Source organism: Pseudomonas sp. 22085 (assembly GCF_052045815.1).
Lineage (GTDB): Bacteria > Pseudomonadota > Gammaproteobacteria > Pseudomonadales > Pseudomonadaceae > Aquipseudomonas > Aquipseudomonas glycinae.
The window spans coordinates 86,864-104,802 of the sequence record NZ_JBQEQA010000009.1; the positions used below are offsets into that span (position 1 = coordinate 86,864).

General features: G+C 61.8%; 16 protein-coding genes and 2 pseudogenes. 15 read left to right on the plus strand and 3 right to left on the minus strand.

Annotated elements, in window-relative coordinates:
- Positions 1-48 precede the first annotated feature (48 nt).
- The 11 genes from ACTJK7_RS13200 (at position 49) to ACTJK7_RS13250 (ending at position 11,774) form a co-directional block, all read left to right on the plus strand.
- Positions 49-1,257 carry a DSD1 family PLP-dependent enzyme gene (locus tag ACTJK7_RS13200; protein ID WP_199913027.1) on the plus strand — a complete coding sequence of 403 codons (1,209 nt, stop codon included), beginning with the start codon at positions 49-51 and terminating at the stop codon, positions 1,255-1,257.
- A gap of 297 nt (positions 1,258-1,554) precedes the next feature.
- The gene (locus tag ACTJK7_RS13205) at positions 1,555-2,166 is read left to right on the plus strand and encodes a transposase (RefSeq protein ID WP_082934408.1); all 612 of its coding nucleotides are present in this window, start codon (positions 1,555-1,557) and stop codon (positions 2,164-2,166) included.
- Positions 2,167-2,238: 72 nt separating this feature from the next.
- Positions 2,239-3,834 carry a ShlB/FhaC/HecB family hemolysin secretion/activation protein gene (locus ACTJK7_RS13210; protein WP_108561694.1) on the plus strand — a complete coding sequence of 532 codons (1,596 nt, stop codon included), beginning with the start codon at positions 2,239-2,241 and terminating at the stop codon, positions 3,832-3,834.
- Positions 3,835-3,848: 14 nt separating this feature from the next.
- The gene (locus tag ACTJK7_RS13215) at positions 3,849-5,648 is read left to right on the plus strand and encodes a DUF2341 domain-containing protein (protein ID WP_108561696.1); all 1,800 of its coding nucleotides are present in this window, start codon (positions 3,849-3,851) and stop codon (positions 5,646-5,648) included.
- Between the two features lie 11 nt (positions 5,649-5,659).
- Positions 5,660-6,085: an ExbD/TolR family protein gene (locus tag ACTJK7_RS13220; protein WP_007955109.1), complete on the plus strand. Its 426-nt coding sequence runs from the start codon at positions 5,660-5,662 to the stop codon at positions 6,083-6,085.
- Between the two features lie 3 nt (positions 6,086-6,088).
- Positions 6,089-6,793 carry an energy transducer TonB family protein gene (locus tag ACTJK7_RS13225; protein ID WP_108561698.1) on the plus strand — a complete coding sequence of 235 codons (705 nt, stop codon included), beginning with the start codon at positions 6,089-6,091 and terminating at the stop codon, positions 6,791-6,793.
- 39 nt (positions 6,794-6,832) lie between these two features.
- Positions 6,833-8,530, plus strand: coding sequence for a putative porin (locus ACTJK7_RS13230; RefSeq protein ID WP_108561700.1), 1,698 nt, complete (start codon positions 6,833-6,835; stop codon positions 8,528-8,530).
- 17 nt (positions 8,531-8,547) lie between these two features.
- A complete protein-coding gene (locus tag ACTJK7_RS13235) occupies positions 8,548-9,177 on the plus strand; it encodes a DNA repair protein (protein ID WP_108561702.1) in 630 nt (209 codons plus the stop codon).
- Positions 9,178-9,206: 29 nt separating this feature from the next.
- On the plus strand, positions 9,207-9,674 hold the full coding sequence (locus ACTJK7_RS13240; protein ID WP_108561703.1) for a YbjN domain-containing protein: 468 nt from the start codon (positions 9,207-9,209) through the stop codon (positions 9,672-9,674).
- Positions 9,671-10,618 (plus strand): peptidylprolyl isomerase, encoded by a 948-nt coding sequence (locus tag ACTJK7_RS13245; RefSeq protein WP_108561705.1) that lies wholly within the window; start codon positions 9,671-9,673, stop codon positions 10,616-10,618. Before ACTJK7_RS13240 ends, ACTJK7_RS13245 begins: the two co-directional genes overlap by 4 nt.
- A 178-nt stretch (positions 10,619-10,796) precedes the next feature.
- Complete coding sequence (locus ACTJK7_RS13250) at positions 10,797-11,774, plus strand: LysR family transcriptional regulator (RefSeq protein WP_108561707.1); 978 nt, start codon at positions 10,797-10,799, stop codon at positions 11,772-11,774.
- Between the two features lie 127 nt (positions 11,775-11,901).
- Here the strand turns inward: ACTJK7_RS13250 and ACTJK7_RS13255 are convergent.
- Positions 11,902-12,273: pseudogene (locus ACTJK7_RS13255) on the minus strand (DUF6124 family protein).
- Positions 12,274-12,750: 477 nt separating this feature from the next.
- Between ACTJK7_RS13255 and ACTJK7_RS13260 the strand changes: the two are divergent.
- Positions 12,751-12,915 (plus strand): annotated as a pseudogene (locus ACTJK7_RS13260) (GNAT family N-acetyltransferase); the annotation flags it as partial.
- Positions 12,916-13,031: 116 nt separating this feature from the next.
- Entirely contained in the window at positions 13,032-13,523 is a 492-nt protein-coding gene (locus ACTJK7_RS13265; protein WP_108561709.1) for a hypothetical protein, read from the plus strand.
- Between the two features lie 205 nt (positions 13,524-13,728).
- Here the strand turns inward: ACTJK7_RS13265 and ACTJK7_RS13270 are convergent, their stop codons facing one another.
- The gene (locus ACTJK7_RS13270) at positions 13,729-13,950 is read right to left on the minus strand and encodes a CcoQ/FixQ family Cbb3-type cytochrome c oxidase assembly chaperone (RefSeq protein WP_108561711.1); all 222 of its coding nucleotides are present in this window, start codon (positions 13,948-13,950) and stop codon (positions 13,729-13,731) included.
- A gap of 15 nt (positions 13,951-13,965) precedes the next feature.
- Positions 13,966-15,393, minus strand: a complete 1,428-nt coding sequence (ccoN, locus tag ACTJK7_RS13275; RefSeq protein WP_108563678.1) for a cytochrome-c oxidase, cbb3-type subunit I — start codon at positions 15,391-15,393, stop codon at positions 13,966-13,968.
- Between the two features lie 329 nt (positions 15,394-15,722).
- Here ccoN and ACTJK7_RS13280 point away from each other — a divergent pair, with 329 nt between their 5' ends.
- Together ACTJK7_RS13280 and ACTJK7_RS13285 are read left to right on the plus strand one after the other, a co-directional pair.
- On the plus strand, positions 15,723-17,396 hold the full coding sequence (locus tag ACTJK7_RS13280; RefSeq protein ID WP_108561713.1) for a nitrite/sulfite reductase: 1,674 nt from the start codon (positions 15,723-15,725) through the stop codon (positions 17,394-17,396).
- Positions 17,393-17,872 (plus strand): DUF934 domain-containing protein, encoded by a 480-nt coding sequence (locus ACTJK7_RS13285; protein ID WP_440779769.1) that lies wholly within the window; start codon positions 17,393-17,395, stop codon positions 17,870-17,872. Before ACTJK7_RS13280 ends, ACTJK7_RS13285 begins: the two co-directional genes overlap by 4 nt.
- Positions 17,873-17,939 lie beyond the last annotated feature (67 nt).

Consider the following 17,939-nt stretch of genomic DNA (forward strand, 5'->3'; position numbering starts at 1 on the left):
CTCGGGACGTTGGGTGTTGGCGCTTTGCTGGTGGGGGTTGGCGCATGGTTGCGACCGGGCGATCGCGGCGGGCCTTACAGTGACTATTTCCGGGCGCTGAACAATGAGCTCAAGACCAAAGGCCCGATGCGCCCGGTGTTGCTGATCGATCTGGATCGGCTGGATCACAACATCGACGTGGTGATGCGCTCGGTCAAACGCGCGGGCAAGCAATTGCGGCTGGTGGAGAAGTCATTGCCATCGCCAGGCCTGCTCAGCTACATCGGCCAAAGGGCAGGGACGCAGCGGCTGATGTCGTTTCATCAGCCGTTCCTCAATCACGATGCGGTGACGTTTCCGCAGTCCGACATTCTCCTGGGCAAGCCGTTGCCGGTACGCTCGGCGGAGATTTTCTACCAAACCCACAAAGGCCCGTTCGACCCGGCGAAGCAACTGCAATGGCTGATCGACAACCCCGAACGCTTGCGGCAATACCTCGCGCTGGCTCAGGGACTGGGCACGCGGATGCGGATCAACATCGAGCTGGACGTCGGCCTGCACCGGGGCGGCGTCAGTGACGTGAACGTGCTCGGGCAGATGCTCGCGCTGATCGCCGCCAACCCACAGCACCTGGAGTTTGCCGGGTTCATGGGCTACGACCCGTTCGTGGGCATGGGCGTGCCGGGGATTCTCGGTTCGCCCGAGGAACTGTTCGCCAAGGTGATGGTGATTTATCAACGCTGCGTCGACTTCACCCGGCAGCAGTATCCGGCGCTGTGGCATGACGGCTTGTGCCTGAACACTGCCGGCAGCCCGAGTTATCGCATGCATGAAAACGAACATCTGAGCAGTGAAGTGTCGGTGGGGACGGCGATGCTCAAGCCGACGCATTACGATCTGCCGTCGCTGGTCGAACATGAACCGGCCGCGTACATCGCCACCCCGGTGTTGAAAAGCACGGGGGCGGTGAACATTCCGGCGCTGGATGACAAGTCGAAACTGTTTTCGTGGTGGGACGCCAATCAGCGCCAGACCTTCTTCATCTACGGTGGCAACTGGATGGCCGAGTTTGAGTCGCCGCCCGGATTGCAGAGCAATGGTGTTTACGGCCGTAGCTCGAATCAGGAGATGGTCAATGGCTCGAATGCCGTGGGGCTGACGGTGGAGGATCAGGTGTTCTTGCGCCCGACCCAGACCGAAGCCGTCCTCCTGCAATTCGGCGACTTGCTGGCGGTGCGTGGTGGCAAGATCGTCGACATCTGGCCCGTCTACACCTGACGGAATGTTTTTCTGAAAACACCCCATAACCCTGTGGGAGCTGGCTTGCCAGCGATGACGGTGTGTCAGCCAAGTAAATGTTGCTGACCTGACGCCATCGCTGGCAAGTCGAATCGTCGCACCGCAGCTCCCACAGTATTTGTGGTGTCTGCAATTCCCCGATCAATTTCCGTAATGAAGCTTTTATGACAAAAGTTCGGTAGCACATCGCCAGTCCGGTCATGCCTATGTAACGCGCTTGAGGGGCCCCTGAGGGGCGCTTTTCACAAGCCGAGGCGGGACGCCGGGAGTGAGGCAATGGGGACTATGGAACGCTACTCGAAAGTGGGCATGCAGGAACTCGATCAACGCCTGTCGAAGATCGTCGAAGCCGCGCGCAAGAAGCCGGTTTCGGTGTATCGCTACGGCGCGCCGTGGGTCTGGATCGTGTCGCAGGATGACTGGCAGGGCGCGTTGAAGGAGGTCTCCAGCTACATTCCGCCGGGGCATTCGCTGGTGCTGCTGCGCCCGCAGATCGACGACCTGCTCGACGCCCACCGCGACCTCCTGCACGACCTCAATGCCCAACCCGGCATGCTGATCGCCCCGCAGACGGTCATGCACATTCTGCTGCTGCAACTGCTGTATTCGGTGCCCAGCGAACAGCAGCTCTACGAACAGCTCAATTACAACCTGCTGTTTCGCTGGTTCGTCGGCCTTGGCCTGAACCAGAAAGTCTGGAGCTTCAACGTCCTCAGTCGCGACATCGCCACGCTGCTCAACGAGCCGCGTGCGGTGCAGCTCATCCAGAAAATCATCGGTGAAGTGTTCTGCGGCGCGCTGCTGCAAATGCCCGAGTTCTCCTTGAACTTCGCGCTGCTGCACACCTGGCTGGGCAAGCACGCCGCGGTCCCGCACGTCAGCAATTAACAACGCCAGTCATTGACGTACACGCAAGGCGCAAAAGCGCCAACAGGTCATCGCGAATTTTCAGGGGGTAGTGTGGATCAGATTTTCACGTCACGGCTGGCGCTGTGGGGCTGGCTGCTGGTGACGGCCGGTGCGCAGCCGGCGTTCGCCGAGGAGGCCGAAAACGCAGCGGCGCAGCGTCTGGTGGACGTCAACGAATACTTCGTGCGCGGCAACACCGTGCTCGATGCGCGGGCGATCGAAGAAGCGGTGTACCCGTTCCTCGGCCCGCAAAAAGCCTTGAGCGATATCGAAGGCGCGCGGGATGCCTTGCAGAAGGCCTATCAGGAACGCGGCTATCAATCGGTATTCGTCGAGTTGCCGGAGCAAGCGGTGGCCGACGGCATCGTCTACCTGCAAGTCAGCGAAACCAAGGTCGGCCGGGTGCGGGTGGTCGGCGCCAAACACTATTCGCCGCTGGATATTCGCGACAACGTCCCGGCTCTCAAAGAAGGCGAGGTGCCGGACTTCGCCAAGGTCCAGGGCGAACTGGCGCAACTGAACAAGACCCCGGGCCGCCAGGTGATGCCGCTGGTGCGTGAAGGTCAGCGCCCCGGCACCATGGACGTGGATCTGCAGGTCGAAGACCAGAACCCGTGGACCGCCAGCGTGGGGCTGAACAACGACTACAGCGCCGACACCGAAAAACTGCGCACCGTCACCAGCCTCGGCTACAACAACCTTTGGCAGTTGGGGCACAGCGTCAACCTGACGTTCTTCACCGCGCCTCAGGAGACTGACAACGCCAAGGTCTGGTCCGGCTCCTACACCGCACCGCTGACCGAGCGCTGGAGCGTGCAGTTCTCCGGTTACCAGTCCGACAGCAACGTCGCCACCCTCGGCGGCAGCAACGTGCTCGGCAAGGGCCATTCCTACGGCGTGTCGGCGATCTACACGATCCCGTCCAGTGGCAACTGGTCGAACTCGCTGTCGGCCGGCATCGACTTCAAGGACTTCGACGAACGCCTGACCCTGTCCGGCGAGAGCGACAAGGTGCCGCTGAAATACGCGCCGTTCACCTTCGCTTACAACGGCTATCGCTACAACGAAAAGAGCCAGCTCGGCCTCGGTTTGAGTCTGGTCGCCGCCACCCGCAGCATCTTCGGCTACGGCAGTTCCGACGAAGACTTCGACTACAAACGCTACCGAGCCAACCCGAGTTTCGCCGTGCTCAAGGGCGATACCAACTTCACCTGGACCTTCGACAGCGACTGGCAGAGCGCAAGCAAAGCCGCGTTCCAGCTGGCGTCGGGACCGCTGGTTTCCAACGAGCAATTCTCCGCCGGCGGCGCGACGTCGGTGCGCGGTTATCTGGCCGCCGAACGCACCGCCGATGACGGCTTCCTGCTGAGCGAAGAACTGCGCACACCGTCACTGGCCAAGTACGTCGGCACCTGGATGCAGGACTGGCGCTTCTACGCCTTCGCCGAGGGCGCGCAACTCTATCTGCGCGACGAGCTGCCGGACCAGGACGCCAATTACGCCCTGGCCAGCGTCGGCCTCGGCACCCGCGCCAGCCTGAGCAAATGGCTGTCCGGCAGCCTCGACTGGGGCTACCCGCTACTCGAAGGGCCGAACACCTCGAAACAGGAATCGCGCCTGCACTTCAACCTTCAGGCCACTTTCTAACAGGAGCACTTTTCATGCAGCGCCTTTTCCTTTCGTTGTTCATCTGCCTGGGCTTCGTGCTCCCGGCCACGGCTCAGGCGTGGTGGCAGGACGACTGGCATTACCGCAAACAGATCGCCGTCGACACCACGCCGCAAGGTGCCGCGATCAATCAGGCCCTCGGCCGTACCGCGCTGCTGGTGCGCCTGCACACCGGCAATTTCACCTTCGACGGAGTGAAAGAGGACGGCTCGGACCTGCGCTTCGTCGCCGCGGATGACAAGACCGTGCTCAACCATCAGATCGAAAGCTTCGACGCGCTGATGGGCATGGCGCTGATCTGGGTCGATGTGCCGAATGTCGAGGGCGATCAGCGTCAGGACATCTGGATGTACTACGGCAACCAGAAGGCTCCGGCCACCGGCAACGGCCAACTGACGTTCGATCCGAATTACACCGCGCTCTATCACTTCGACGGCGCCACCGGCACCCCGGCGAAAGACACCACTGCTTACGGCAACACCGCACAGAGCGCGACCGGCGCAGCGATTGACGGCGTAGTAGGGCGTGCCTTGCAGTTCAGCGGCCAGCCGTTGCTGTTGCCAGCCAGTCCGTCGTTGCAGCACAACGCCGGCAGCGCGTTCACCTTCAGTGCCTGGCTGCGACTGGATCAGGCCAACGGCGAACAACTGATTCTGGCCCGCCGCGAAGGCGCCAACAGCCTGCTGGTCGGTGTGAGTCAGGGCGTGCCGTTCGTGGACATCGACGGCCAGCGCGCCGTCGCCACGCAACCGCTGAATCCGGGCCAATGGCAGCACGTCGCGCTGACCGCCGAAGGCGCCAAAGTGACGCTGTATATCAACGGTCGCGAGGGTGCGGCACTGGCTCAAGCAATGCCGGCGTTCAACTCGGTCATGGCCATTGGTGCTGACCTTTCCCCGAGCGCGTTCCAGCCATTCGTGGGCGCCATTGATGAACTGCGCCTGTCGAAAGTCGCCCGTCCGGCACCGCTGTTGCTGGCCGATGCCACTTCCCAAGGCGCCGAGTCGAAACTGGTCGCCTATGGCGTTGATGAAGAACAGTCCGGTTTCGGTTTCGGCAGCCTCGGCTTCCTGCTCAACGCGGTGCCGGTGGATGCCTGGGTGATCATCGCGGTGCTGGTGCTGATGATGTTCCAGTCGTGGATCATCATGCTGCGCAAGAACCGCACCCTCAGCCGCGTCACCGCCGCCAACGAAGACTTCCGCGTGCAATTCGCCAAGGTTGGCACTCGCCTGGAAATGTTCGCCGACGACACACAACTCGCCCAGCGTTTGCAGCATTCGCCGCTGTGGCGCCTGTATCTGGTGGCTGTGAAAGAAATCCGCACCCGCCGCGAGCAGGGCGCCGATACCTCGTCGGTTTCCGCCGCAACCATCGAAGCGATCCGCTGCTCCATGGACGGCGTCCGCACCCGGGAAAACCAGCAACTCAGTTCGAAACTCTCGACCCTGTCCAACGCCATCGCCGGCGGCCCGTACATCGGCCTGCTCGGCACCGTGCTGGGGATCATGGTGGTGTTCCTCGGCACCGCCATGGCTGGCGACGTCAACATCAACGCCATCGCGCCGGGTATGGCGGCCGCGTTGCTGGCCACGGCCATGGGCCTGTTCGTCGCGATCCCGGCGCTGTTTGGCTACAACCGCCTGATCACCCGCAACAAGGAAGTCAGCGCCGACATGCGCGTATTCGTCGACGAGTTCATCACCCGTCTGGCGGAGATGCACGGCGAAGGCCAGTCCAGTGAAGCGGCGCATCAGCGCGGTCATCACGCCAACCACTCCGTACCGGCCTGAGGAGCACAGACATGGCGTCCGTAAATGCCTCCCACGACGATGACGAAGATGCCGCAGTGGACAGCATCAACATCACGCCACTGGTGGACGTGCTGATGGTGGTGCTGGTGATGTTCATCCTCACCGCTACTGCGCAGGTCTCCGGGATCCAGATCAACCTGCCCAAGGCCAGCGCCGCCGTGTCGCTGTCCGAGGCCAAGACCAAGGCGATTTCGGTCAACGACGGCGGCCAGGTGTTCCTCGACGCCTATCCGGTCACGTTGCCTGAACTGGAAGAGCGCCTGCGCATCGAGAAGGCGCAGAACCCGGACTTCCCGGTGATCGTGCGCGGCGACGCCACGGTGCAGTACCAGAAGGTCATCGAAGTGCTGGATCTGCTGCGCCGGCTCGAACTGTCCCAGGTCGGTCTCGTTACCGGCAAACCGACGCAGGGCTGAGTGATGACTGCACAACTGCCAATCGAGCCTTTGCCGGTGAAGAAGTCGCCACTGCGTTACGTGAAGTGGGGCGCCGGGCTGCTGCTGGGCGCCGTCGCGGCGTTTCTGTTGTGGCAGTGGGCCAACGACATGAGCGGCATCCGCCGGGAGGCGCCCAAGGTGCCGACGATCATTCCCTTGCCGCCACCGCCACCGCCGCCGCCGGAAAAACCGCCGGAGCCGGAAACCCCGGTGGAAGAAAAAGTCGTCGAGCCCGAGCCAACGCCAGAGCCAGAGGAGGTCAAGCCCGAGGAAGAAGCACCGCCATCGCCGGCGGACGACCTGGCCAACCCGATGCAAATGGACGGCGACGCCCAGAGCGGCAGCGACGCATTCAACATCGGCGCGGGCAAGGGCGGCGGCATGGCCGGTTCCGGCGGTGGGCGACTGGGCAACGGCACCTACAGCCAGTTCCTCGCGTTCACCTTCCAGAAGCTGCTGCGCGAGAACCCCGACCTGCGCAACCTCGCGTTTTCGCTGCAGGCCGATGTGTGGCTCAGCAGCGTCGGCGAGATCACCCGGGTCGAGCTGACCAAGTCCAGCGGCAACCCCGAGATCGACAGTCAGGTGCTGGCCGCATTGCGTAACGCGCCCCATCTGAGCGAACGGCCCCCGGCCTCCATCACCTTGCCTGTGCGCATGTCCCTGCAAGGACGGCGTCCGGGTTAACCGAATTCATAAAGCTGTATGAAAAGGAGTTGTGTGCAGATGATTTCCAACGTGAATCGATTGTCCTTGGCGGTCGGCATGGTCATCGCGACCCTGGTCGGTCAGGCCGCGGCAGCGCCTGCGCCCTCGGAGAACGCCACGATCAATCTGATCCGCTTGCTGGTCGAGCAGGGCATTCTGAAACAGGACAAGGCCGACGCTTTGATCGCCCAGGCCCAGAACGAAGCGGCCCAGGCCAAGCAGGCTGCGGCGTCCACCGCCGTGGCGGCCGGGCCGGTCGCAGCGCCGGGCGATGTGCGGGTGCAATACGTGCCGGCCGCGGTGCGCGACCAGATCCGCGATCAGGTCAAGGCTGAAGTCATGGCCACCGCCAAACAGGAAAACTGGGCCGCGCCCAACACCTTCCCGGACTGGGCGTCGCGCATCAGCTTCGACGGCGACATCCGTCTGCGTGACGAATCACGCTACTACTCGGGCAGCAACAGCAACGAAATCGTCGACTTCGCCAAGCTCAACAACAACGGCCCGTACGACGTGAACCCCAACAGCAGCACGGCGTTGCCGCCGTTGCTCAACACCCGCGAAGACCGCGAAAACCTGTTCCGCCTGCGCGCCCGGCTGGGCATGAAAGCGGAGATTTCGCCGCAATGGACTGCCGGCATCCGCATCGGCACCGGCTCGGACAACAACCCGGTGTCGACCACCCAGAACCTCGGCGGCGGTTTCTCGAAAAAGGACATCTGGCTCGATCAGGGTTACCTGACCTGGAAGCCGTCGGATGAGCTGACCCTGACCGGTGGCCGTTTCGCCAACCCGTTCATGTCCACCGACATGCTGTACTCCAACGACCTGAACTTCGACGGCGTGGCGGCGATTTTCGACCACAAGCTCAGCCGCGACTGGGGCGTGTTCGGCACCGTCGGCGCGTTCCCGGTGGACTACACCAACGACACCACCACCAGCAACGGCTTCGACAAGGAAGAAAGTGACAACAAATGGCTGTACGGCGCGCAGATCGGCGCCAAATGGGCGATCAACAGCAACAACCGCTTGAAAGGTGCGCTGGCCTACTACCGCTTCGACGATATCGAAGGCCAGCGCTCCAGCCCTTGCGAACCGTGGGCCGGCGCGCCGGGCTGCGACAGCGACGGCACCCGCGCGGCGTTCATGCAGAAGGGCAACAGCGTGTTCCTGCTGCGCGACATCACGCCGAATCCGCTCAACCCGACCACCACGCCGCAGCCGCAATTCGTCGGCCTGGCGTCCGAGTTCAACCTGCTGGACCTCAACGTGGTGTGGGACGCCGACCTGCCGGAAGACTTCAAACTGCGCAGCCAGGGCAACTACATCCACAACCTCGGTTACGACGAAGGCGACATGCGCAAGCGCTCGGCGGGGCAGATCGTCAACAACCTCGACAGCAACGGCAACATCGAAAGCGGCGCCAATGCGTGGATGGTCCAGTTCACCCTCGGCAACGCGCTGGAGCTGAAGAAGCAGGGCGACTGGAACCTGTTCGCCGGCTACAAGTACATCCAGCCGGATGCCTTGCCGGACGGCTTCAACGATTCGTCGTTCCACCTCGGCGGCACCAACGCCAAGGGCTACTTCCTGGGCGGCAATTACGGTCTGGCGAAGAACGTCTACGCCACCGGCCGCTGGCTGAGTTCGGAGGCGGTGTATGGCGCGCCGTTCGACATCGACGTCATGCAGCTTGAGATCAACACGCGCTTCTAAAGCGCCGGGAGAGGGTTATGAAAATCCGCTGTTTATGGCTTGGACTCGGGATGTTGATCGCTACCGGGGCGAGCGCCGAAGGCATGGAAGAACGCCTGCGCACGCAATTGCGCAGCACCACCCAGCAGCTGCAAACCCTGCAAAGCCAACAGGCCCAGGCCAGCGCCGCGCAACTGGCGGCGCAGAACGAAGCCAAGGCTGCGCAGGCGCAAATCAAGCAATTGACCGCAGAGTTGGCCAAAGCCAAGGGCCTTGTAGAGCAACTGGCCGGGCAGCAGCAAAGCCTGCACAGCCAGGCCCAGGCGCAAGTCGCGGCCAGCAACGAGCAGACCGGCAAGTTCAAGAAGGCCTACGAAGAGCTGTTGGTCATGGCCCGTGCCAAAGAGGCAGAACGGTCTAAGCTTCAAGCGCAATTGACTGAACGTGACACACAAGTGCAGCAATGTTCGGTCAAGAATCAGCAGATGTATGGCGTGGCCAAGCAGATTCTCACCGCCTACGAAAACATCGATGTGGCCGAGGTGATGAAGATCCGCCAGCCCTTCGCCGGCAGTGCCCGGGTCAAGTTCGATGAACTGGCTCAGGGCTTTGGCGACGAACTGTACAAGACTCAATTCGATGCGCCGCAAGCCGCGATTGCGCACTGATTAAAAGACTCATGGACAAGGAAGAAGTAATGACTCAATTGATCTCCCACGTATCCCCGCAATCCCTGACCGACGTACTGCAAGCCGCCGGTTACCGCGTCAACCAGACCGAACAGAACGGCATCGTCCAGTTGCTCAGCGCCAGCCAGGGCATCGGTTATGCGGTGCGTTTCGGCAACCCGGCAGTGGCGGAGCAGGGCAGTTACGTCGACTTCACCTTCAGCTGTGCGCTGCGGGTACAGGGTGAATTGCCGGTGGGTGTGGCCGAGCAGTGGAACGCGACCCGCCGGTTTGCCCGGTTGTCGTTGCAGGGTGAGTTTCTGGTGATGGAAATGGACGTGGTGGTGGCTGCGGGTGTCAGCAACGATTACCTGCGCGGCAACCTGGAATTGTGGGATCGCCTGCTTCAGGAGTTCATCGTGTATCTGCGTGATTTCACCCAGAACGCTGCTGCCGCCCAGGCTCCAAAGGTTGAGCAAGAGGAAGTCGCGCTGTGACAAAGCCTGCCATGGTAATCAGCGCCGCTGCGGTGGCGCTGCTGGTGGTGGCCGTGGCGCTGGTGGTGCGGCCGGGCAATGACCCGGTCGCCGCCCAGCAACCGGCGCCGGTGATTGCGGCGAACAGTGGGCCTGCGGTAGCGCGATTGGGCAATCAGCAGGTCTCGCCGGAGGAATTGCAGGCGTTGCTGGCGGCCGTACCGCCACAGACTCGCGAGCAACTGCGTGGCAATCGTGAGGCGCTGGAGCGCTGGATTCGTTCACGCCTGGCCGAAAAAGCCGTGCTGGAACAGGCCGATGCCCAGGGCTGGGCGCAGCGCCCGGACGTGGTTCGCCAGACCCGCGCCGCTACCGAACAGATCGTGTTTCGCGACTATTTGCAGTCGGTGAGTAAAGTGCCGGCGGATTACCCGAGCGCTGCCGAGTTGCAGCAGGCGTATGACGCGGGCAAGGCCAACTGGCAGACGCCGGCGCTGTATCGGGTCAGTCAGATCTTCCTTGGGGTGAATGAGCCGCAGAATCTTGAAACCGTGCGCAAGCAGGCAGCGGAGTTGAGCAAGAAAGCCCAGGCAACCCCGGCGGACTTTGCAGGCCTGGCCAAAGAGTTTTCCCAGGATCGGCTCACCGCTGAACGCGGCGGCGACACCGGCCTGCAACCGTTGCAGCAACTGGTGCCGGAAGTTCGCGGTGCGGTGGCGCGGCTCAAGGTTGGCGCGGTTTCCGATCCCGTTCAAAGCAGCGCCGGCTTCCACGTGATCAAACTCACTGAGCAACAACCGGCCCGCACCGCGACCCTCGACGAATTGCGTGACCAACTGACCCAGGCCTTGCGGGCACAGCGTCAGGAACAGATCGCCCAGGCGTACCTGGACGGCATGCTCAACACCGCAACGCTGAGCATTGACGGGGCCGAGCTCAACAAGGTGCTGGAGGAAAAACGCTGATTTCAGCATCACCGAAGTCCCTGTGGGAGCTGGCTTGCCAGCGATGAGGCAATCACATCCAACTTATGTGGTGTCTGACACTCCGCTATCGCTGGCAAGCCAGCTCCCACAGGGAAATCACTGGATTCAGAAAACTGGCTTGCGGCACATCAAAACAAAGATCGACAGGGAGTCATCGATGTCATTCACCGAACCCGCAGCACGACCGAGCAGCGCCGATTTTCGCTGGCCCCGGGACAAGGACGAACCCTGGCTGGCGCAGGCCGCAATCCTCGACGGCGACGTCGCGCAATATTTTCTGGTCAGCGCCCGTTGCGGCTGCTTCATGCAGGCCGCCCGCAGCCTCAACGTGCGCTCGACCCTGCTGCGCAAACAACTGGCGCAACTCGAACAGCAACTGCAATGCGCGTTGTTCAGCTTTCAGGGCAGCGCCCTCAGCCTGACCCGCGAAGGCCAGCAATTGCAGGCGCAACTGATCGCCCTGGCTCACGAACGCAAACTCCCTGTGATCGAGCAACCGCTGATAAGGCTGGCCGTCGCCGAATCGATCCTGCATGACATCCTCGGTCGCGACCTCATCGCACTGCTGCGCCGCAACGCCAGCGTGCGGCTTGAGATCATCGCCCTCGACAGCGAACTGGCCCTGCGCGCCGTCAGCGCCGACATCGTGCTGTGGCTCGCCCACGGAGACACCCCGCACCCCGGCCCGACCTTCGCCACCAGCGAACCGCAACGCCTTGCACAACTGGAATATCAGCCGCACATCGCCAAGCGCTACTCCCGCGTGACTGCGCGGCCAGAAAGTCCGGACGACCTCGCCGATTTCATGCTGGTGCAATGGCAGCACGACCGGCAGATCGACAGCTTTCGACCTTGGAATGAATTGGTCGAACAGCGCCTGGCCGGGGTGGTGCAGATGCAGTCTTACGAGCTGATGCTGGAGATGATCCGGTGCAGCGCGTGCATCGGTTTGCTGCCGATGTACATGAGCCGGTTTGATCGCGGATTGGTGGCGCTGCCGGGGTTGTTTGAAGAGGCGATGCGGTTGCAGGCGTGGTTGGCGATTAATTCCGCATCGCAGGATGTGGCTGAAGTACAGACGTTGGTTGAGTTGATTCAGCGAACGTTCAATGAGCGGCAGGAGTGGTTTGAGTAGGCGGACTTAGATCGTTCCCACGCTCTGCGTGGGAATGCCTCAAGGGACGCTCCGCGTTCCAGCTCCGGAAGGGACGCGGAGCGTCCCGGGCTGCATTCCCACGCAGAGCGTGGGAACGATCATCGAACTAAAGCGGCGCCTCAGCCTTCAACTCCAGATTATCCAGCGCCCGATTCACCGCCAGCTCCCCCAGCATGATCAGTTGCGCAATCCCCAACAGCACATGTCGATGCGAGCCGTCCACCAAACCGGCGAAGTCGGTGGCCATGGTTTTGGCCGAGGTCAGGGTTTCGCAGGCGTCGGCCAGCAGTTCTTCGCTGTCGAAGCCGGGGGCGATGAGGTAGCGGGTGTTGGGTTAGAGCAGCGGTTTTCTGGGGAGCAGGGGATTGAAGTAGTGATCGAGAGCGCGTTCGGCGGCTTCGTGGAAGGTCTTTGAATCCAGCGATTCGTAAGGCGAAGTGGCGTCGGTTTCGGGTGGGTTGGGTGTTGGTTTGATCATGATTGAATCTCCAGAGTCATGGAGCCGCCACGATTCGCTGCGATACGAAGAGGTGGCAGCTATACGCGGGTCGCAGACCGGGACTCTAGAACCGGCAGACCCAAGGGTCTCCCACGTACAGCCGCCATAAAACTGGAGGGTGTTGTGCGTCTAGAGGTCGCGGGCTGCGAGACCCGATCGCTGATTCATCAGCGACCCGGAAACGATAGAGCCCACCCCCAAGGCGCACAAGCCGGCGGATTCTGGCGGATGCGTAGGCAATGGCGCAAGGCGTTGTGGCTTGCCGGACGTTTCGGTCAACGGCTTTAAACAGTCATGGCGAATCCGTGAAGAAGCGGTTTACAGTGACCGGCCACGCACTGATCCAGGAGGGATCTTTCATGCCTGAGCACAACCCCGCCATTCATCTCGAGCGCTTCAACGAATCCCACGTCGAGGGCATCACCGCGCTTTATAACGACCCGGCCGTGACCCGGGATGAATTTGCACCGGGTCGAGCTTTCGGTGTACGCCGACAACGAGGCGGCCATCGGGCTCTATCGCAAGTTCGGCTTCGAAACCGAAGGCCTGTTCCGCGATTACGCCGTGCGTGACGGGCAATGGGTCGACACCTTGAGCATGGCGCGTCTGCGCAAACGCTGACCTTCTGTCCGTCAATGGTCGATGGGGCGACCGTGCAGGCAAATGACTTGCACGGTCGTCATCGGCATCTGCCATGCTCGAAGTCCGCAGCACCGCTTCCTTGAAGGAACACCGCAATGGACGACGTACAGCAACTGGGCGAAATGCTTCGCCACTATGCCGACAGCGAAGCGCACAAGAAGCAATTGTTCGAGACGCAGTCAGCGACCTGGGCCACACGGATCACAGAGTTGTTCGGGCAGATTCAGCAATGGCTGGAGCCGGTGCAGGCGCCGGGTTTGCTGGAGGTGAGTCGGGAGGCTTATGTGGCGTTCGGGCCGAGCATTCCGGTTGAGACCTCAACCTTCAAGACTGAAAAATTGAGCATCGTGATTGCCGGCAAACTGGTGGAGTTTGTACCGGACGTGATGGGCAGTGGCGGGCAGATTTCGCTGGCGGTGATGGGGTTGACGGCGGCGCGGTACGGGAGTGTTTCGTTGGTGGGACTGCCGGGCGGGGAGTGGCAGTGGCGCAAGACCAATGGGTTGAAGGATCCGGATACCTTTGCTTTCGATGCGAATTTCCTCGCGCAGCAATTGCAGAGCCTGATTCCCCGAGACCGCACCTAAGATCAAAAGCCTACCCCCTCATCGGAACGCCGCCCGCCCAACCCTCTCCCCCAAGGGGGCGAGGGGGAAAGGGAGCAGATCTTCGTGGTTGTTGATATTGCATTCACCTTCGATATTTCAGGTCGGTGTATTTCGCATAAACAACTCGGTCAGTTCCCTCTCCCTCCGGGAGAGGGCTAGGGTGAGGGGCTGCCCCTGACACACCTCACATCTCAAGATTCACCCACCCCGGCTTCGCCACCTCCGGCGCCACCGCTTTCACGGTCTTACCGGTGGCCATCTCAACCCGCCGCGCCACCTCCGGATCATCCGCAAACGGCGTCAGACTCGCCTCATCCAGGCTCTCGCTCGTCTCATGGCGCAAGCAGTACTCCACCGCCAGCCACAGAAACAGCACACCCAATACATTCAAGAAAACATCGAACATGGTCAGCTCCCTTGATCAGGCGATCTGCGCTTCACGATGGGCGAGTGCAACGTCGGCAACCCGCACCGTGCGCCACACGTTGTAGGCCATCAGCAACATGCCGCTGAGGAAGAACACTCCGCCGGCAAAGCGCACGATGAACCCCGGATGACTGGCCTGCAGCGCCTCGACGAACGAATAAGTCAGCGTGCCGTCCTCGTTGATCGCCCGCCACATCAGGCCCTGGGTAATACCGTTGACCCACATCGAGGCGATGTACAACACCGTGCCAATGGTCGCCAGCCAGAAGTGCAGGTTGATCAGCGGCGTGCTGTGCATGCGCTCGCGGCCAAAGACTTTGGGCACCATGTGATAGGTCGCGCCGAAGGTGATCATCGCCACCCAGCCGAGCGCGCCGGCGTGGACGTGGCCGATGGTCCAGTCGGTGTAGTGGGAGAGGGCGTTGACGGTCTTGATCGCCATCATCGGACCTTCGAAGGTCGACATGCCGTAGAACGCCAGCGACAGGACGAGAAAGCGCAGGATCGGGTCAGTGCGCAACTTATGCCAGGCGCCCGACAGGGTCATCATCCCGTTGATCATCCCGCCCCAGCTCGGCGCCAGCAGGATCAGCGACATCGCCATGCCCAGCGACTGCGCCCAGTCCGGCAGCGCGGTGTAGTGCAAGTGGTGCGGGCCGGCCCAGATGTACAGGGTGATCAGCGCCCAGAAGTGCACGATCGACAACCGGTACGAATACACCGGCCGATTCACTTGTTTGGGCACGAAGTAATACATCATCCCGAGGAACCCGGTGGTCAGGAAGAACCCCACCGCGTTGTGCCCGTACCACCACTGCACCATCGCGTCGGTGGCGCCGGAATACACCGGATAGGACTTGAACCAGTCCACCGGAATCGACAGGTGATTGACCACGTGCAGCATGGCGATCACCAGAATGAACGCGCCGAAGAACCAGTTGCCGACGTAGATGTGCTTGGTTTTGCGCTGCACCACGGTGGTGAAGAACACGATGGCGTACGCGACCCAGACCACCGCCATCCAAACGGCGCCGGAGAATTCGATCTCGGCGTATTCCTTGGTGGTGGTGTAGCCCATCGGCAGGGTGACCAGCATGATCACGATGACCGATTGCCAGCCCCAGAAAGTGAAGGCGGCGAGTTTGTCCGAGAACAGCCGCACCTGGCAGGTACGCTGCACCGCGTAGTAACTGGCGGCGAATTGCGCGCTGCCGGCGAAACCGAAAATCACAAGGCTGGTGTGCAACGGTCGCAAGCGGCCGAAGGTTGTCCACGGCAGGTCCAGATTCATCTCCGGCCATACCAGTTGCGAGGCGATCCATACCCCCATCGCCATGCCCACGACACCCCAGAAAACAGTCGCGATGACGAATTGGCGGACGACCTTGTAGTTATAAGCCTGTCCGATTGTTGCTGTGCTCATGGTCAGTTCATCCACGGTTGCAAAGTCTTGCCAGGCCACCCGGTCTGGCACGAGCTGCACTGTAGAAACCCCACCGGAAACAAAACAGGCTCAGGAATTGTTCATTTATGCGGATCAGATCAAGGCGCTGCCTGCGGCCATCTGACGCGCCCTGATACGGTTTTTATGGCTTCAGGTGAATCTGTTGCGTGCTGCGCCGCTCGTCCATAGTCAGGGAAAATACTGTGGGAACGGGCGAACCCGAGATAGCGCCAGACGCGAACTGGCGCTATCTCGGGTTCGCCCGTTCCCACAGGAATTCATGTAATCCCTGATGAGGTAGTAGGCCGATGTATCAATACGATGATTACGACCGGGCGCTGGTGTTCGAGCGCGTTGCGCAGTTTCGCGATCAGGTCGAGCGCTTCATGGCCGGGGAGTTGAGCGAAGAAGAGTTCCTGCCGCTGCGCCTGCAGAACGGCCTGTACATGCAAAAGCACGCTTACATGCTGCGGGTGGCGATTCCCTACGGCACGCTGAGCGCCGGGCAGATGCGCACACTGGCGAGCATCGCCCGGGATTACGACCGGGGTTACGGCCACTTCACCACCCGGCAGAACATGCAGTTCAACTGGATCGAGCTGCACGAGGTGCCGGACATTCTCGAACGTCTGGCGCAGGTCAACATGCATGCGATCCAGACCTCGGGCAACTGCGTGCGCAACATCACCACCGAAGCCTTCGCCGGGGTCGCGGCAGACGAGCTGATCGACCCGCGTCCGCTGGCGGAGATCCTGCGGCAATGGTCGACGATCAACCCGGAATTCCTGTTCCTGCCGCGCAAGTTCAAGATCGCCATCTGCTCGGCGAAGCAGGATCGCGCGGCGATCATGATGCACGACATCGGCCTCTACCTTTACCCCGGTCGCGACGGCCAGATGCTGCTGCGGGTGATCGTCGGCGGCGGTCTGGGGCGCACGCCGATTCTCGGTCTGCAAATTCGCGATGGCCTGCCGTGGCAGCATTTGCTGTCCTATGTCGAGGCGGTGTTGCGGGTCTACAACCGCCACGGCCGGCGCGACAACAAGTACAAGGCGCGGATCAAGATTCTGGTGAAGGCGCTGGGTATTGAAGCGTTCGCCAAAGAGGTCGAGGAGGAATGGCAACACCTCAAGGACGGCCCGGCGCAACTGACCGAGGATGAATACCAGCGGGTCGCCAGTGCTTTCGTACCGCCGAGCTATCGCACATTGGCGGGCACCGATCTGGATTTCGGCACGCACCTGACGGAGAACCCGGCGTTCGCCCGTTGGGTCGCGCGCAACGTGCAACCGCATAAAGTGCCGGGCTACACCAGCGTGGTGCTGTCGACCAAACCGGGCCTGGCTTCACCGCCGGGGGACGTGACTGATGCGCAGATGCAGGCCGTGGCCGACTGGTCCGAGCGTTTCGGCTTCGGCGAAATCCGCATCGCCCACGAGCAGAACATCGTCCTGCCGGATGTGCCCAAGTCCGAGCTGTTCTCGTTGTGGCAACTGGCGAAAGAGCAGGGGCTGGGCGCCGCCAACGTCGGTCTGCTGACCGACATCATTGCCTGCCCCGGCGGTGATTTCTGCGCGCTGGCCAATGCCAAATCGATCCCGATTGCCCAAGCGATTCAGGCGCGCTTCGACAACCTCGATTACCTGCATGATCTGGGCGACATCAGCCTGAACATCTCCGGCTGCATGAACGCCTGCGGCCATCACCACATTGGCAATATCGGGATTCTCGGCGTCGATAAAAACGGCAGCGAGTGGTACCAGATCACCCTCGGCGGCGCGCAGGGCAAAAACAGCGCACTGGGCAAAGTCATCGGCCCGTCGTTCAGCGCCGCCGAAGTGCCGCAGGTGATCGAGCGGATCATCGGCACTTTCGTCCGTTATCGCGAGGCCGAAGAACTGTTCGTCGATACCGTGGCGCGCATCGGACTGGAGCCGTTCAAGGAGCGGGTCTACCCGAAAGCGCTGGAGGTGCCGGCATGAACAATTTGCTGAGAATGGAGGAGAGCGGGGCGCGGATCGTGCTGGATGATCCGTGGACGTTGATTCGCTCGCCAGAAACGGCTGACAGCACTGAAATGCTGATTCTGCCGCTGGCCCACTGGCTCGAATCGCCCTCGACCCATGCGGTCTGGCTCGGCCCGGACGACGGCGTCGAAAGCCTGTTGCCATGGCTGACCTCACTGCCACTGATCGCCCTCGACTTCCCGAGCTTTCGCGACGGCCGCGCCTACAGCCAGGCCTATCTGCTGCGCAGTCGTTTCGGCTGGAAAGGCGAGTTGCGCGCCATCGGCGATGTACTGCGCGACCAGCTCAGCCACATGCGCCAGTGCGGTTTCGACAGCTTCGCCGTGCGCGAGGACAAATCCGCCGAGGATGCGCTCAAGGGCCTGGCCGGGATGAGCGTGTTGTACGGGCGCTCGGTGATCGAGCCGCGACCGTTGTTCCGGCGCCGGTGATGCAGGGGAAACCCTTAGAACCCTGATGAATCGGGGATTTTTCCTTGGGTCGATGGTGGCCTTTTGG

Excerpts from the sequence above, each read along its gene's own strand:
- ACTJK7_RS13235 (WP_108561702.1), top strand. The coding sequence starts at position 8,548 with ATGAAAATCCGCTGTTTATGGCTTGGACTCGGGATGTTGATCGCTACC.
- ACTJK7_RS13270 (WP_108561711.1), bottom strand. The coding sequence starts at position 13,950 with ATGTTCGATGTTTTCTTGAATGTATTGGGTGTGCTGTTTCTGTGGCTG.
- ACTJK7_RS13280 (WP_108561713.1), top strand. The coding sequence starts at position 15,723 with ATGTATCAATACGATGATTACGACCGGGCGCTGGTGTTCGAGCGCGTT.
- ACTJK7_RS13240 (WP_108561703.1), top strand. The coding sequence starts at position 9,207 with ATGACTCAATTGATCTCCCACGTATCCCCGCAATCCCTGACCGACGTA.
- ACTJK7_RS13230 (WP_108561700.1), top strand. The coding sequence starts at position 6,833 with ATGATTTCCAACGTGAATCGATTGTCCTTGGCGGTCGGCATGGTCATC.
- ccoN (WP_108563678.1), bottom strand. The coding sequence starts at position 15,393 with ATGAGCACAGCAACAATCGGACAGGCTTATAACTACAAGGTCGTCCGC.
- ACTJK7_RS13250 (WP_108561707.1), top strand. The coding sequence starts at position 10,797 with ATGTCATTCACCGAACCCGCAGCACGACCGAGCAGCGCCGATTTTCGC.
- ACTJK7_RS13220 (WP_007955109.1), top strand. The coding sequence starts at position 5,660 with ATGGCGTCCGTAAATGCCTCCCACGACGATGACGAAGATGCCGCAGTG.
- ACTJK7_RS13285 (WP_440779769.1), top strand. The coding sequence starts at position 17,393 with ATGAACAATTTGCTGAGAATGGAGGAGAGCGGGGCGCGGATCGTGCTG.
- ACTJK7_RS13225 (WP_108561698.1), top strand. The coding sequence starts at position 6,089 with ATGACTGCACAACTGCCAATCGAGCCTTTGCCGGTGAAGAAGTCGCCA.
- ACTJK7_RS13265 (WP_108561709.1), top strand. The coding sequence starts at position 13,032 with ATGGACGACGTACAGCAACTGGGCGAAATGCTTCGCCACTATGCCGAC.
- ACTJK7_RS13215 (WP_108561696.1), top strand. The coding sequence starts at position 3,849 with ATGCAGCGCCTTTTCCTTTCGTTGTTCATCTGCCTGGGCTTCGTGCTC.
- ACTJK7_RS13205 (WP_082934408.1), top strand. The coding sequence starts at position 1,555 with ATGGGGACTATGGAACGCTACTCGAAAGTGGGCATGCAGGAACTCGAT.